General features: G+C 47.4%; 11 protein-coding genes. 6 read left to right on the top strand and 5 right to left on the bottom strand.

The features are described 5' to 3' along the window. Both J0895_RS04490 and J0895_RS04485 read left to right on the top strand, forming a co-directional pair. The coding region (locus tag J0895_RS04490; RefSeq protein ID WP_207086923.1) for an RNA-guided endonuclease InsQ/TnpB family protein at window positions 1-379 on the top strand (379 nt) is incomplete at its 5' end. Between the two features lie 212 nt (window positions 380-591). Then, on the top strand, window positions 592-1113 hold the full coding sequence (locus J0895_RS04485; protein WP_207086922.1) for a DUF4168 domain-containing protein: 522 nt from the start codon (window positions 592-594) through the stop codon (window positions 1111-1113). Between the two features lie 173 nt (window positions 1114-1286). Here J0895_RS04485 and J0895_RS04480 read toward each other — a convergent pair whose 3' ends face one another. Together J0895_RS04480 and surE are read right to left on the bottom strand one after the other, a co-directional pair. Then, a complete protein-coding gene (locus J0895_RS04480) occupies window positions 1287-2219 on the bottom strand; it encodes an NAD-dependent epimerase/dehydratase family protein (RefSeq protein ID WP_207086921.1) in 933 nt (310 codons plus the stop codon). Between the two features lie 72 nt (window positions 2220-2291). Continuing rightward, on the bottom strand, window positions 2292-2972 hold the full coding sequence (surE, locus tag J0895_RS04475) for a 5'/3'-nucleotidase SurE (protein WP_207086920.1): 681 nt from the start codon (window positions 2970-2972) through the stop codon (window positions 2292-2294). Between the two features lie 408 nt (window positions 2973-3380). Here surE and J0895_RS04470 point away from each other — a divergent pair, with 408 nt between their 5' ends. After that, window positions 3381-4895 (top strand): HEAT repeat domain-containing protein, encoded by a 1515-nt coding sequence (locus J0895_RS04470; protein ID WP_207086919.1) that lies wholly within the window; start codon window positions 3381-3383, stop codon window positions 4893-4895. A 191-nt stretch (window positions 4896-5086) separates the two neighbouring features. Here J0895_RS04470 and J0895_RS04465 read toward each other — a convergent pair whose 3' ends face one another. Together J0895_RS04465 and J0895_RS04460 are read right to left on the bottom strand one after the other, a co-directional pair. Beyond that, window positions 5087-5695, bottom strand: coding sequence for a peptidoglycan-binding domain-containing protein (locus J0895_RS04465; RefSeq protein WP_207086918.1), 609 nt, complete (start codon window positions 5693-5695; stop codon window positions 5087-5089). 227 nt (window positions 5696-5922) lie between these two features. Then, the gene (locus tag J0895_RS04460) at window positions 5923-6555 is read right to left on the bottom strand and encodes a TetR/AcrR family transcriptional regulator (RefSeq protein ID WP_207086917.1); all 633 of its coding nucleotides are present in this window, start codon (window positions 6553-6555) and stop codon (window positions 5923-5925) included. Window positions 6556-7090: 535 nt separating this feature from the next. Between J0895_RS04460 and J0895_RS04455 the strand changes: the two genes are divergently transcribed. Next, the gene (locus tag J0895_RS04455; protein ID WP_207086916.1) at window positions 7091-9049 is read left to right on the top strand and encodes an HlyD family efflux transporter periplasmic adaptor subunit; all 1959 of its coding nucleotides are present in this window, start codon (window positions 7091-7093) and stop codon (window positions 9047-9049) included. Window positions 9050-9364: 315 nt separating this feature from the next. Continuing rightward, window positions 9365-12586 carry an efflux RND transporter permease subunit gene (locus J0895_RS04450; protein WP_207086915.1) on the top strand — a complete coding sequence of 1074 codons (3222 nt, stop codon included), beginning with the start codon at window positions 9365-9367 and terminating at the stop codon, window positions 12584-12586. A gap of 138 nt (window positions 12587-12724) precedes the next feature. Here the strand turns inward: J0895_RS04450 and J0895_RS04445 are convergent, their stop codons facing one another. Further along, window positions 12725-13783: an RNA-guided endonuclease InsQ/TnpB family protein gene (locus tag J0895_RS04445; protein WP_340643446.1), complete on the bottom strand. Its 1059-nt coding sequence runs from the start codon at window positions 13781-13783 to the stop codon at window positions 12725-12727. Window positions 13784-14008: 225 nt separating this feature from the next. Between J0895_RS04445 and truB the strand changes: the two genes are divergently transcribed. Further along, window positions 14009-14905 carry a tRNA pseudouridine(55) synthase TruB gene (gene truB, locus J0895_RS04440; RefSeq protein WP_207086914.1) on the top strand — a complete coding sequence of 299 codons (897 nt, stop codon included), beginning with the start codon at window positions 14009-14011 and terminating at the stop codon, window positions 14903-14905. The last annotated feature ends 406 nt before the right edge of the window (window positions 14906-15311 follow it).

Raw genomic sequence — 15311 nt, 5'->3', positions numbered from 1 at the left:
CCACCGACGCATCGCGGATATTAGAGCTGACCATTTACACAAGTTAACAACTTACTTAGCCAAAAACCACGGTGAAGTAAAAATCGAAGACTTAAATGTGTCAGGGATGCTAAAAAATCATAAGCTGGCTGGGGCTATTGCCGATGGAGGGTTTTATGAGTTTCGTCGTCAGCTTGAGTATAAATGCCAGTGGTATGGGAGCAAATTAACGCTGATTGACCCCTGGTATCCCAGTTCACAGATTTGTTCCAACTGCGGACACCGACAAAAAATGCCCCTGGACAAAAGGCAGTATGACTGTCCGAACTGTCGCATCTCAATAGATCGTGACTTAAATGCGTCAATTATTTTGGAAAACGCGGATAGTTCAGCCGTGTAAGCCTAGTGATGGAAAGGTCTTGGAAGATCCAAGCTAGGAACTAAACATCATACAATTAAGTTTGAGTAAGTTTTAGAGAGCGGCTGTCCTAAGTTGGCCGCACCCAGTAGTTGAGACCGAATTCAACACCGCAACCTGTGACAGGTCTAGGTTTGTAAAGCCTGAATACCCGTGACACTGTACAAGCAAGAGTGATAATGGAGAAATTTTAAATGTTAAAACGACTTTTAACCGCGAGTTCCGTAGTGGTATTGCTGCTGATCGGAATGACACCTGCGGCGATCGCACAAACCCAGGAAAGCTTGCAACAGAGTCCGATTGAAATTATGGCTCAAGCTCAAATTAGTAACGAGGACCTCGATAAGTTTTCCCGCGCTATCTTCCAAATGTTGACCATTGAGCAACAGTTTCAAGAAAGAATAGTACGAACCATCGAAGGTCAAGGGTTTAGTCAAGAACGGTTTGCAGAAATTTATAAAGCCACCGTTCAAGCAGAAGAGAATCCTGCTGCTCAAGCTGATCTCAATATTTCTCCAGAAGAACAAGAAAAATTTGCTCAAATCATGGAAGAAGGAAAGCAAATTCAAGAGGAGTCCCAGGAGAGACAAGAGCAAGCGATCGCCAGTCTCGGACTCAATATGGACCGCTTGAATGAAATTGGGAGTGCCATTCAACAAAATCCTCAACTTCAACAACAAGTCAGAACCCGCTTAGAACAACTCATGGAACAATAAAATGCTCGGGGTATATGACTGAGTTATGATTAAAAATTCGACAATAGAGGTGTAACCAATACACCTCTATTTTTTTATTTATCAAAATTTACTGTAACGACTTCAGTCGTTCTCTTCATGTTCGTAATAACGACTTCAGTCGTTACTACAAACATGAAGAAATAAACTAGGAATTAACTGAGGGTCTTGATAATTTCATCATCTACCGAAAAGTCTATTTCTGCTTTGTCTGAACTCTTGGCTAAATAATCATTTTGAAAAGAATCTTTTAACCCGGAAACTAGGTCAAAGTGGGGTTGCCAATTTAGGTCTTGCATGGCTTTATTGACATCAGCAAAGAAGTGTTGGACCCGCATCGGAAAGGCTTTTCGTTTGCCAAAATCAAATTGTTTGGGGTCGTAATGGATCAATTTTACATCAGATTTTCCGGCGGCTTCTGCACAGGCGCGGGCTAATCCGTCAAAGGTGACATATCGATCGCCGGAAATATTATAAATCTGCCCGATCGCAGTTTCGTTACCGAGGACGGCTGCCATTGCATTGGCTAAATCGTAACAGTGACCGAGTTGGGTGATATGAAACCCATTTCCAGGAATCGCAATCGGGCGATCGCGCACGATCCGGTCAAAAAACCACCCTTCTAAAGGATTATAATTCTGCGGTCCATAAATATAAGTTGGACGAATGGAAGTAAACGGCAATCCCTGCTGGGATAAATAGGTTTCCGTATCGTTTTTGCCTTTATGCCGACTCTTTGGGTCAACCGCATCCCCTTCTCGATGGGGCATTTGGTCCGACTTTAGATATACCCCTGCCGAACTCATATATACAAAATGTTTAACTTTACCGTTAAACAAATCAGCCAGAGGTTTGGTGTCGCTGAGTTCCCGTCCGTTATTGTCGAAAATGGCATCAAATTCTTCCGAGGCGAGTTTCTCTTTGAGTTGAGATTCATCGGTGCGATCGCCATGAATTTGCTCGACTCCCTCGATGGGGGCGGGTTTATTGCCGCGATTGAAAAGAACCACAGAATGTCCTTGTTCAACTAAAATTTTAGTGAGATAAACCCCGATAAACCGGGTCCCGCCCATCATTAATATCCGCATGATTGTTACTCTTTTTTGTGGTCAAGGCTTATTGTACCGTAGAAGGAGACTGGCCTTTTTTGTCTGCAAGTTCTACAATCCCAAAAGGGTAACGGCAATATTCCCAGAAAAGCAGACATCGACATCGGTACCGGGGGCGCGATCGCGCAACCCATAAACCCCTTCATAATAGTAATACTCATCTTCAATGCGATATTTAACTGGCAAGGGTTGAGTTGAGGGTTGACAAAATACAATTTTGGGGTCCGGTTCGTCGGGTTCGAGAAAGGGTAGATTCACGTTCCAAAAGGTGCCGGGTTCCAGAGGGCGAGTGAATAATTCCTGCAAGACGGCGATCGCTAATTGGGTCGTTCGTTCCCACTCCACCAGGCGTCCGCCTTTGCGATATTGAGAAATGGCGACGGCTGGAATGCCGTGGATGGCAGCTTCCCGGACTGCGGCAACGGTTCCGGAGAGGTAAACATCGATGCCGAGATTCCCGCCGTTGTTGATGCCAGAGAGGACCCAAGCGGCATTGGGACAGAGACAAGAAAGGGCGATGCGAGTACAATCGGCAGGGGTTCCGCCGATCGCATATTCAGTGGCGGACCGGCGATCGACGTGAATGGGGCGATCGGTAATCACCTGATGACCACATCCCGATAATCCCTCTTTCGGTGCCACCATCACAGTTTTGCGATCGCCCACGGCATTCAGAAGGGCTTGAATACCAGGGGCGTCTATTCCATCGTCGTTGGTTAAAATCAGGGTCATTAATTTTTTCCTTGGGTTCGTTTCCTGCGCGGCGATCGCCATCAACTTTCCAGGATACCTGCAATTGCAGCCAAAGGCTTTCACGCTCAAGTTTAGGGTTGGAGTCTTTCCGGTTTATCCCGAAAAGGTCAGTCGCATCAAGGTTAAAAACCGGGTTTCTTCACAAAGAAATACCCAATTAGCAACCATTCTGATGCAGAAACCCGGTTGCTTGTCCAATTTTTCACTAGATACCCGGATGCCCTAGGCTTAAAACTTTCGGCCTAATTAACCAATTTTGTGTTCTATTTAGCGGCGGTTAGATGCGAAAAAGGGATAGACTTGATACGCTAACTTTAATCACTTTTTTTGAAGTCTTCTCTTATTCTTTTCCATTCACTCCAGGCCCCACCATCAGTGTTGACCAATATGCCATCTGCTCAAACCCTCCTCAGCCATCTCCCATATTTGAGTGATGAGACTCTAAAACGCGACTATCTCAACCATTTGCAATGGACTGATTCTATTGCGAATATGCTGGCAAAGGTGACCGATCGCACGGAAGCCATTCGGGTGGTGAAATTAGGCTTTGAAATTGATTTAAAATTGGGGACAAAATTAGCGGGTTCGGTTAAAACCCCGTTTCAGGAGGCAGGATTAGAATTGCTCGATCGCCAGGTATTGCCACCCAAGCTGAAGATTCGACTATTTGGAATCAGTGGTTCTAATTATGCAATTCACTATTTAGAACAAGCTTTAAATGAGCCAGATTATCGCCTGAGAGAAAATGCGGTAGAAGCGTTAGGGGCGATCGCCTCATTAGCCGGAGTATTTCCGCTGATTCAAGGGATGAAGGATAAAATGCCCAGTATTCGCCAAAAATCCGCAGAAATTCTGGGCAATTTGGGGTATCACACGGGAATTGATGCGCTGATTTTAGCGTTAGAAGACTCGGATCGCAACGTACCATTAAGTGCGGCGGAAGCTTTGGGAAAAATTGCGACGCCGGTGGCGATTACTGCCCTCAAAAGGGTGTTTTATAAGCAAGATTATTCGCCCACCTGGTGGAGTGTGGCGATCGCTTTGGGGAAACTGGGCGATCAGCGAGCGCTTGATACCATTTTGGCCGCCTTAAATCATTCTGCCACTAATACCCGGATTGCGGCAGCAGATGCATTAGGAGAAATTGGCAATGAAGAAACCATTACGGCATTGCTCAATACGTTAGGCGATCCCCACGAATTTGTTCGCACTCGCGCTGCATTCGGATTAGCTAAAATTACTCATGATTCAGTCGCGGAACAACTGATTTTAGCGTTAAGTCATCCCCGATATTTAGTCCGAGAAAGTGCGGCGATCGCCCTAGGGGAAATTGGCACAACTGCGGCAGAAAATGCCCTCACTGCTGCCTTAACTGATCCAAATGAATGGGTGAAACTCCGCGCCCAACAAGGGTTAGACAGAATCCATGCTGCCATGATTGCTCCCGCCTGTGGGAATGACCAAAACTCAGCAATCGAGCTATCTAAACCCCTAGATGAAATCCTCGAAAATCTGTCAGCTAGTTCGAGTTTCGTTCGGGAAAAAGCGGCTAAAATATTGGGCCAAATTGGGTCGGATCGCGCCGTTGAATCCTTGCTAAATGTAGCTTTAACTGATAATACTTATTCCGTGCGAAAAACGGCAATAAAGGCATTAGGAAATCTGGGAAGTTTTCTAGCAGTTGATGCCTTACTTTATACCTTGAATGAAGGAAATAGTTTAGTGCGTCAACAGGTAGCGGAAGTGTTAGCCCAGGTGGGTGAAGTAGAAATTTTGCCTCTACTGTGGGAGGATTTATTCACCAATGGAGATTTATATTTACTGGATGCGATCGCCTCTATTCAGGGCCGCTGTGGGTATTACAGTCCCTCCGGTTTTCAAGACCGTTCCACTGAAAAATAGCGGTCCCCTCAGTTATCAGGTACGGATAGATACTCGGAGTGCGAGCATCTTGCTCGCTATTGAAGACAAGCGAGCAAGATGCTCGCACTCCTCTCCTCTAAATATCTCTACCATGAGAGTCCGGGAACCGCTATATCTATGGAGTGACATCGCAAAATTTGCGTAACTCCTGTCAGGGATTATCTACTAATTTATAACCCGGTATAGTTGCGTAGGGCAGTGTGAGTTTTTAACCCCACAACCCCATCAGCTTCTAAACCGTAGTCTTGTTGGAACTGTTTGATAGCCGCTTCAGTTTCTTCATTAAAAACACCATCCATTTTCTGATAATCGAAGTATTGTAATGAGCTTAACTGTCGTTGGACTCTTAAAACCGTTCCGCCACTGGTTCCGAGTCGGACTGTTGGCTGAGTGGTTGGTTCTGGAGTTTTGGGATAGTCTTTTTCAAGGGCAGCTTTCGTTTCGGGACCGACAATTCCATCGGGAGTTAATCCATTTTTTGCTTGAAACTCTATGACGGCGTGTTTAGTAAAGTCGCCATAGTAACCGGATTTTTCAGGGGTAAAATAGCCAAGTTCCTGCAAACGATATTGCAGTTGGGTAATTTCTGACCCGGCATCTCCAGGACGAATCAGCGCAACTGCGGGAGAACCCATCGCCAGGAAAGAGGTGACAGCACCTAGGGCAAGTGCTCCGATCCGTTGTCCCCAGCCTTTTTTAGGCCACTTGACCTGGACGGAGGGGATTTCTAAGGGTTCATTATAGGCTTCGGCAAGATGGATATATGCAAGAGACTCCATTGCGTTAACTCCTCGGGTAGATCTACCAAGATTTTAATCGCGATCGCCCCCTTTTGGGCTCCCCTGACTTGAAAATTTTTCTTAAGGACAACCGGATGGGGTGGATCGGGTGGATCGGGTGGATAATCCTCGTGACTCAGCAGAGCAAAATCACGAGAGTTGCCCCCATCCTTATGACTCAGCAGAGCAAAATCACGAGAGTTGCCCTCCATCTTCCCCATCTTCCCTTAACTTAAATAAGGCTGCAAATAGGCCAGTAATAGTTTTTTAATTTCCTGAGTGACTCGATGCTGAAATTGGTCATCTCGGGTTAGGGAGAGTCTCCGCAAATTTCGGACCGCTTCTACGACAACCAGTGCGATTAGTTCGCCGGTGGATGCATCTAAATGGGGAGCTTTAAATCGATAAAAATCTGCTAATTTACCGGCAAATTGAGCACATAAATCCGAATCCATATCTTGCACTTCTTGACAAGCGGCGCGGGACTTGACAAAAACGGCTCGATACCCGGGATGGGCTGTGATTAATTCATCAAATGCGTTTATTACTCGGTCAATGTAAACCTCTAGGGGTAAGGTTGCCATGTCGGGCGAATGTAACTGAAAAAACATTTCATGCATTTGCTCCAAATAGCGCGTGGCGAGTGCTTTGAGAATGGATTCTTTATCGGGAAAAAACCGATAAAGGGATCCAATCGAGGTCCCGGCGCGGGCGGCGATCGCATTGGTGGTGGCCCCTTCATATCCGACTTCGGCAAACAACCCATCTGCCGCATCTAGGATCTGATTCACTCGCTTAATCGCCCGCATTTGCTGCGGTTGTCGCCTCATCCCTTCTACTTTTGAGAATTCTTCTTCCATTTTCCCCCCCTAGAGCGTTGACAAACATGAGCGGTTACTCGTATATTATAAACATGAGCATCAACTCGCGTGTTCATAGGCATCGCCAACCCGTGGCAGGAACCCCCTACTCCAGAGAGGGATTTCACCCTAGGCGATCGCGCAGCAAGTGACCCAGGAGTTAGAGTCGGCATCAGTTCAGATACTGGCTTTCCCAAACCTGAGTAATTTTTGCGATTGCCATTAAAAAAACAAACGCCTGAATTGCCTACGGATATAAAAATTAACCGGATTGAGTTTACCCCAGATCTCGATAACTCAGACTCAACTTTACCCATTCTTATCAAATTTCCGATAGAGGGGATTCATCCTCCACCCACTGAATCTGTAATATTCTCCAGGCATTTCTCCCACAATTAGCTCCGTAAGAGGGAAATTATCAACTCTGCATTATCAAATTTCATAGTTATAAAATAGTAATTCACAAAAATAGAAAATTCCCCTTTTTCGGGGACAGACTTCAGAAAAAAATTAACCCATTAATGGAGATCCAAAGATGATTGATCGCTTAGAAAATATGGAGGGGCTAAACTTGTCGCTCCCCGTTGCCCAGTCCGGAGCAATTGCCCAACCGAACGGACCCAATGCTGGAGGAAAAACTCGACAAAAATCGGACCCATCCAGACGAAAAATACCTTTATCTTGGCTCAAAAAAAGTTTAGGATTCATGATATTGTTTGCGGCGATCGCCGGGATTGGGACCGTGGGAGTCATGCGGTTGAACAGTCAAGCTGAAACGGAAGAAGCCACCCCGACTCAGGTTCAACCCGCAGGACTACCCGTTCGGGTGGTTCCAGCGCGTTCGGCCCCCATTCAAGCCTGGGTGTTTAGTGATGGGTTTGCCTCTGCTGTGCGAAGTAAGCATCTCACCTTTGAAGTGCCGGGAACGATTACTTATATTAAAAAAATAGAAGGGCGAGATTTGCGAGAAGGCGATCGCGTGCGGGAAGGAGAACTATTAGCCAAAGTAGACGATCGCAAACTCGCGGCAGACATCACCCAAGCTCAAGCTGGAACCGCCGAAGCCCAAACCCAGCGCAGTGTTGCCCTTGCCAACCTAGATCAAGCCAGAGCCAATCTACAACAGGCAAAAGCCGGTGTGGAACAAAACCAAGCAATGTTAGAACAGTCCCGCTCAAAAGTGGTACAAGCGCGAGCGAATTTGGCTCAAATCCAATCCAGAGTGCAACAAGCCCAAGTGGGGGTGCAACAAGCCGAAGCCCAAGTGGAACAAGCCCAAGCTAATGTCGCTCAAGCTCAAGCGCGACAAGGACAAACCCTGGCAAATGTAGCTCGTTCCCAAGCCAATCTCCAAAAAGCTCAAGCCGATCGCGACCTCGCCATCAAAGAGCAGGAGCGACGCCTAACATTATATCAAGAAGGGGTAATTTCTCAAAGTGACCTGGATGTTTATACCAATCGACGACAAAACGCCGAAGCTGGGTTAAACGCCGTCCAAAACGAAGTGAAAGCCGCCGAACAAGAAGTGAAAGCCGCCAACAGTCAAATTATCGCCGCTCAAAAAGAAGTAGAAGCCGCTAAAAGTCAAGTGAGCGCCGCGCTGCAAGATGTAGAAGTTGCCAAAAGCCAAGTCACGGCTGGGGAACAAGAAATTGCCGTGGCTCAAAGTCAAGTCACCGTTGCTCACAGTCAAATCAGCGCGGCAGAAAGCCAAGTCAAGGCAGTAGCTGGACAAGTTCAGTCCGCACAAGCCCAAATTTACGCGGCAGATGCGGGGATTGCCTCGGCGCAGACTCAGGTTACCCGGGCCGATGTCAATTTGGAAGATAGTGCGATTTATGCCCCCTTTGACGGAGTTCTGGCCTATTTGAATATCACTGAGGGAGATTATTGGTCACCCCAGCGGGTACAACCCAGTGGGGATTATCAGAATATTGTGGAACGGGTGCCGATGATTGTCATTGATCCGGGGGAATTTGAGGTCAATGTAGAACTCCCAGCTTTTGAGGGGGACAGAGTGAGACCGGGACAACGGGTTTATATCGTTTTAGATGAAGATATGAGCGCGGCATCTGCCGGACAAATGACCAGTGATCAACTGACGAAACTAGCCAGAGCATCGGGACAGATATTTTCCGTCAGTCCTTCGGTGACACCAGGAGGACGAGCGATGTCTGTAACCATGCGAATTAAGCAAGGAAGTGAGAATCTGCGGCATGGGTCCCGAGTGTCGGCATGGATTGCAGTGGAGGAAAATCCCAATGCCACCATTGCACCGTTTGATGCGTTTGTTTTTCGCGATCGCCAACCTCATGTTTTTGTCGTCAACCCGGAAACGGGAAGAGTGGAACAACGTAAAATTACCCTCGGCATTGAAGGAATTTCTACCCGCGAAATCGTCGAAGGAGTGAACCCGGGAGAGTTGCTAGTCACGGAGGGGAGTAATCGGTTGGTGGATGGTGCGCCGGTGGAAATTGTGGAGGGTTTGGATTGAAGCAGGTTCTTACGCTGGGGTGCCGGAACCCCACCCTAACCCGGACCTTGCTAAGGGGAGGGGACTGGAGGGTTTTCACGCTTGGGTGCCGGAACCCCACCCTAACCCGGACCTTGCTAAGGGGAGGGGACTGGAGGGTTCTCACGCTTGGGTGCCGGAACCCCACCCTAGCCCGGACCTTGCTAAGGGGAGGGGACTGGAGGGTTCTCACGCTTGGGGGCCGGAACCCCACCCTAGCCCTCCCCTTGCTAAGGGGAGGGGACTAGAATGGAAGGATTGAAATGACACATTACCTATTTAAGTATAGAAAATATCATGCCCACAACAATTATACCATCGCAACCGCCTCAAGATGACGACTCACAACAACAAGATATTCCTGATGTGGGCAAGGCATCTCCGGTGACTAAATTCTTTTTTTTAAAGCCTGTATTTGGAATTTTGCTGTGTTTTCTGCTGTTGATTGGCGGGTTGATCGGTGCTGCTTCGATGGTGAAAGAAGGGGATCCGGATATTAATGTGGCGATCGCCAGTATTGAAACAATATGGCCCGGTGCAGACCCCGAAACCATTGAAAATCAGATTACAGACAAAATTGAAAAACAGCTTAAATCCCTGAAAGGGTTAAAAGAAATTAGTAGTGCTTCTTATGATGGGCGATCGCGAATTGTCGTAGAATTTCGCGCTGAAGCCCCCGTTAATGAGTCGATCGCCCTGCTGCGTGCTCAAGTAGACGAAGCGAAACCCGAACTCCCCAAAGATGCGGAACAGCCGAAAGTCGAACAAATCTCAGTCCAAGATACTCCCGTTCTCACCATTGGCTTATTTGGGAATATCGATATGGCAGTCCTGAGTCGCGCTGGGGAAGATATCAAAGATATTTTAGAAAAAGTTCCCAACGTGCGAAAAGTGGAACTCGGAGGAGAGCGCAAAGAAGTCATTCATGTGCAATTGACTCCCTCACGCCTGACGACTCTGGGGATTTCACCCACCCAAGTTAGTACCGCCATTCAACAAGGGAACATTGATATGCCTTGGGAACAGGTGGAGAGCGATCGCATTGGCACTCAAGTCCGATTATATGGCCGATTTCGCTCCGTGGAAGACCTCCAGGATTTGCCTGTAGCGCGCTTAGGCGGGTCCAATGGTCGGGTAGTTCGCCTCAAAGAAATTGCAGAAGTGCGACGAGATTTAGAACGGGAAAAAAATCGCGCCTTTCTGAGTTGGAATGGCGGCGAATTTGAGCCAGTGATTAACGTTGATGTGGTCAAAGTTCCTGGGTCCGATACCATCAAAGTCGTGGAAGACTCCATTGCTGCCTTAGATTTAGCCCAACAGAACCCCAATCTCTGGCCTTATGGACTAGAATACCGCGTCATCAACTCAGATGCCGAAACCATTACTAAAGACCTCCTGCGGCTATTTAATAACTGCTGGCAAGGGATTCTGGTGGTGTTTGTGATCCTGTTTTTTGCCCTAAGTTGGCGGGAAGCGTTAATTGCTGGATTGTCTATTCCCCTCACTTTTATCGGTGCGATCGCCATTCTTTGGATCGGCGGTCAAACCCTAAATACAATGGTCACCATCGGCATGATTCTGGCCTTGGGATTGCTTGTCGATGTTTACATTCTAATGATGGAAGGATTGCACGAAGGCATTTTCGTGCGCGGACTCACCTTTAATCAAGCGGCCCTCTCCACGGTCAAAACCTATGCTTTACCCGCCTTTTCCGGCCAGTTGACCACCATTTTAGCAATGGCCCCGTTAATGGCAATTAGCGGTACAATGGGTAAATTTATTCGATTTATTCCGATTAGTGCCATTACTTGCTTGGTTTTGAGCTATATTATCGCCTTACTCATTGACGTTCCCCTGTCGCGATTCTTGTTAGGCAATATCAAAGGTAAAGGCAAAAAAACCTTTATTGATAAACTGAATGAATCCACCGCCCAACGTTATGCGAAATGGAGTCTAAAAACCACCGTTCGCAACAAAAAAACCGCCAGTCTATGGGTGTTAGGCGCAGTCAGTTTATTTGTCTGTACTCTGATTTTAGTCGGGACTGTTCCCGGGACTCTATTTCCTAACTCGGACAAGCTGAAAATGAGTATCAATGTGGAACTGCCTCCTACCACAACCCTGGATACTTCCCAACGGGTGGCAGACGAAATCGGAGAAGTGCTGCGCCAAAAAGACTACCTGACTAACACGATTAAATTTGTGGGACAGCGGAGTAATCTGGTGACGGAAAGCGGCATGAAACCGAATCAAGGGAACTATTTAGTCGGGTTTTCAGCCATGTTTACCCCCAAGACTGAACGCGAACTCTATTCCTTTGAATACGATCTCCAAGTGCGACAGGAATTAGACCAACTCATCCGCAAATATCCCGGGACCTCACTTGTCGTCAATACCGAAAGTACCGGGGAAGGGGGAGACCCGATCGCCATTCAAATTCAGGGACGGGATATGACCGAATTGCGCCGGATTTCTGGGGAAGTGCAAATCGCACTGCGCCAAATTCGCGGGACTATCGATGTGCGAGACGATCTGGGTGCCTTGCGTCCGGATATCAAGTTTCGACCCCGACGGGAAGCAATGAATTTCTATGGCCTAAATCCCGATGATTTAGCCATGCAAGGCCGTTATACGATGACGGATAACGAAATTGGGAGTTTCCCGATTGGCGGAGGTGAGGAAGACCTAGAAATCCGCCTGAGTACGGCTTGGCCCTCTCGTGGGGGTGCAGTCGGTGGTCCGACGCGCCAGGATGAACTCCAGACGATTCGCTTATTTGCAGGCGATCGCACCTTGTCAGCGGCTCAAGTGCTAGAATCGGAATTCGGGTCAGCGCCCTTATCCATTGTACACCAAGATACACAGCGCACTGTCACGGTCTTCGCGAAGACAGAAAACCGGACTGTGGGTGAGATTTTAGGGAATTTACAGCCTGAAATTGATGAAATGCGCCGTCAATGGCCCCAAGGATATGACTATAAGTTTGCCGGAGAAGCACAGACTCAGAGTGAGACCTTTGGTTCAGCGCAACAAATGGCCGGAGTCGCGATTTTCCTCGTGTTTGCGGTGTTGGTGATTCAGTTTGGATCATTTACCCAACCGTTTATTATCATGCTGACAATTCCCTTTGGGTTAATTGGCACCTTTGGCGGGTTTTTCTTAGCTTGGATTCCGATTTCGTTTCCAGCAGTGATTGGGATTATTTCCTTAGTGGGAATTGTGGTGAATAATGCGATCGTGATGGTGGAAACCATGAATACCTATCGCGATCGCGGCATGACGATTCAAATGGCAGCAGTTCAAGGTGCCGCCGATCGCCTCCGTCCGGTATTATCCACCAGTTTAACCACCATTGGCGGAGTTGTGCCCCTGGCATTTAGTGACCCAGTGTGGTTTCCCCTCTGCGCGGCGATCGGGTTTGGGTTAACCGCTTCCACGGCGATCGCCTTATTGGTGGTTCCTGCGTTATATTTACTGCTAACCCCGAAACCCTCGGTATCAGCAGAACATTTGGAATAAAGGTCTAAAAATGAGTCCTTCTGTGGATAAAATGCAACAGAACCGCTCTCTAAAACTTACTCAAACTTAATTGTATGATGTTTAGTTCCTAGCTTGGATCTTCGCAGACCTTTCCATCACTAGGCTTACACGGCTGAACTATCCGCGTTTTCCTTTCTTTATTGAGGCATTTAAGTCCCGATCGATTGAGATGTGACAGTTCGGACAGTCATACTGTCTTTTGTCCAGTGGCATTTTTTGTCGGTGTCCGCAGTTGGAACAGATCTGTGAACTGGGATACCAGGGGTCAATCAGGGTTAATTTGCTCCCATACCACTCGCATTTATACTCAATCGGGCGACGAAACTCATAAAACCCTCCATCGGCAATAGCCCCAGCCAGTTTATGATTTTTTAGCATCCCTGACACATTTAAGTCTTCAATTTTTACTTCACCGTGGTTTTTGGCTAAGTAAGTTGTTAACTTGTGTAAATGGTCGGCTCTAATATCGGCGATGCGTCGGCGGACTTTAGCTAACTTGAGCTTAGTTTTTTCTCGGTTTTTACCTCCTTTTTGACGGCGACTTAGTTCTTTTTGGAGCTTGGCTAATTTTTTCTTAGCATGACGATAAGCTTTTGGGTTGGGATAGGTGGTCCCATCGCTCAGGGTGGCCAGAGTTTTGATTCCTAAGTCTACCCCAATCCGCTCTCTTACTTTTGGAGTAGCCTTATGTTCCACATCAATTTTGAAAGAAATATACCAGTCCCCTGCCCGTTTACTAATCGTGACGTTTTTGGGATTGACAGGAGGTAACGGTTCATGGCTTTTTACCCAACCAATACGCGGTAGCTTCACCCAATAACCCGAAATTTTAATGCTTCCTTCCAGGTAAAAACTATCCTTGACGTTCTTTTTTTTAAACTTGGGGAAACCTGTGCCTTTGACTTGCCAAATTCGCTTAAATGCTTTATTAAGGTTACGCAATGCTTCTTGAGGGCTACATTTGGAAACTTCATAGTACCAAGGATTCTGACTTTTGACCTCAGCTACTAATTTCTTGTGTAAGTCTATGGCGCTTGGGAGTTGATCTCCGGCTTCTAATGTTTCCTTACAGTTCGCGAGTCCCCAATTCCAAGCGTGTCGAGCTACTCCGGCGTGCTTCGCCATGAGCGTTCGTTGTCGGTTATTTAAGTCTAGCTTGGTCTTAAAGCTCTTCACTGACTTTTTTTAACTCCTCAACAATCTTTGTGTTCGGGTAAGAACGGCTATCATAAAGACTAGCACCCAACAATGTAGATGGTGATCCTCTTGCCGAGATTTTTGCGGCTGAGGTCATCCAAAACCTACTCATATCCTTATGATAGCATAAAAAATGAGTAAGTTTAAAAAACTTTAGGTATAAATTTAAACCCTGTTTCCAGCCCCCAATGTTTAAAAGGTACTGTGGAAGGATTTCTGAATCTCAACAAACCCCCTGGCATGACCTCTCATGACTGCGTATCCCGAGTCCGAAGACTGTTGCGAACGAAGCGTGTGGGACATGGTGGCACCTTAGATCCAGCGGCAACGGGAGTCTTACCGATCGCCGTGGGAAAGGCAACGCGCCTGCTGCAATACCTGCGCCAAGATAAAGCATATCAGGCCACCGTCCGTCTGGGAGTCACCACCACCACCGATGATTTAGAAGGGGAAACCATCGCCTCGGCAGCAGTTCCCCAACTCACGCGGGAACAGGTAGCAGCACAATTACCGCAGTTTCTGGGTAAAATTTCCCAAATTCCCCCTGCCTACAGTGCGATTCAGGTGCAAGGAAAGCGGTTGTATGACTTAGCAAGGGCGGGGGAAACTGTAGAGGTCCCGAGTCGCATAGTAGAGGTGCATCACATCAAGGTGTTGGACTGGCGGGAGGGGGATTTTCCAGAAATCGACCTGGCGATCGCCTGTGGACCTGGGACCTATATCCGGGCGATCGCCCGGGACCTAGGTGCAGTCTTGGGAACAGGCGGTACCCTCGCACATCTCACCCGGACCGAAAGCTGTGGGTTATACCTGAAGCAGAGTTTAACCTTTGAGGACATAGAAACTCAAACCACTCAGGGGACATTTCAACTCATCCCACCGGATAGGGTATTAGCGCATTTAAGTCAGATGCTTTTAAATTCTACTGATGGCCGTCGCTGGTGCCAAGGTCAACGAATTTCTCTCTCGGAGTTAGGGGAAATTGTGCCACCCCTGCGGATTTGTGGAGAAGATGGAACATTCTTGGGGATTAGCGAGATTGAAGCATCCGATGGTGACTGGGTTTTAGTGCCGAAAATGGTGTTTGAACCCGTTAGTTAACCAAAAAAAAGAAGCGGGAATTCATCCGAAATCCCGCTACAAACTCCACCTAAACAGTGGAATATAGTTCCAACCTCATGAGGCAGAGATAGCACTCAGGAGTGCGAGCATCTTTCTCGCTATCAGGGAAAAAGTGCGAGCAAAATGCTCCCGTTCAGGACGGTAGGAAATAGCCATTTACTGGCTAACAAACCCTACCCTATTCCTACTAAACTGACGGAATTGGCTTAAACGAAACTAAAGTAACTCTCCTGTAAGCTCAGAGATTCCATATCTTGAACCAGGGCAATCAATTCAGTGCGATCGCCACCGGGTTGGACAATTGCCATTCCAGTTGGCATCCCCGAAGGTGCCGGAACTAACTGATAGTCGCTGGCTGAACCGGGTAACTGGATGAAATCTTCTG

Origin of the sequence: Phormidium pseudopriestleyi FRX01 (assembly GCF_017313335.1) — a bacterium.
Classification (GTDB): Bacteria; Cyanobacteriota; Cyanobacteriia; order Cyanobacteriales; family Laspinemataceae; genus Laspinema; species Laspinema pseudopriestleyi.
Note: the sequence above shows the minus strand (reverse complement) of the source record. Positions and strands in the feature narration are given on the sequence as shown.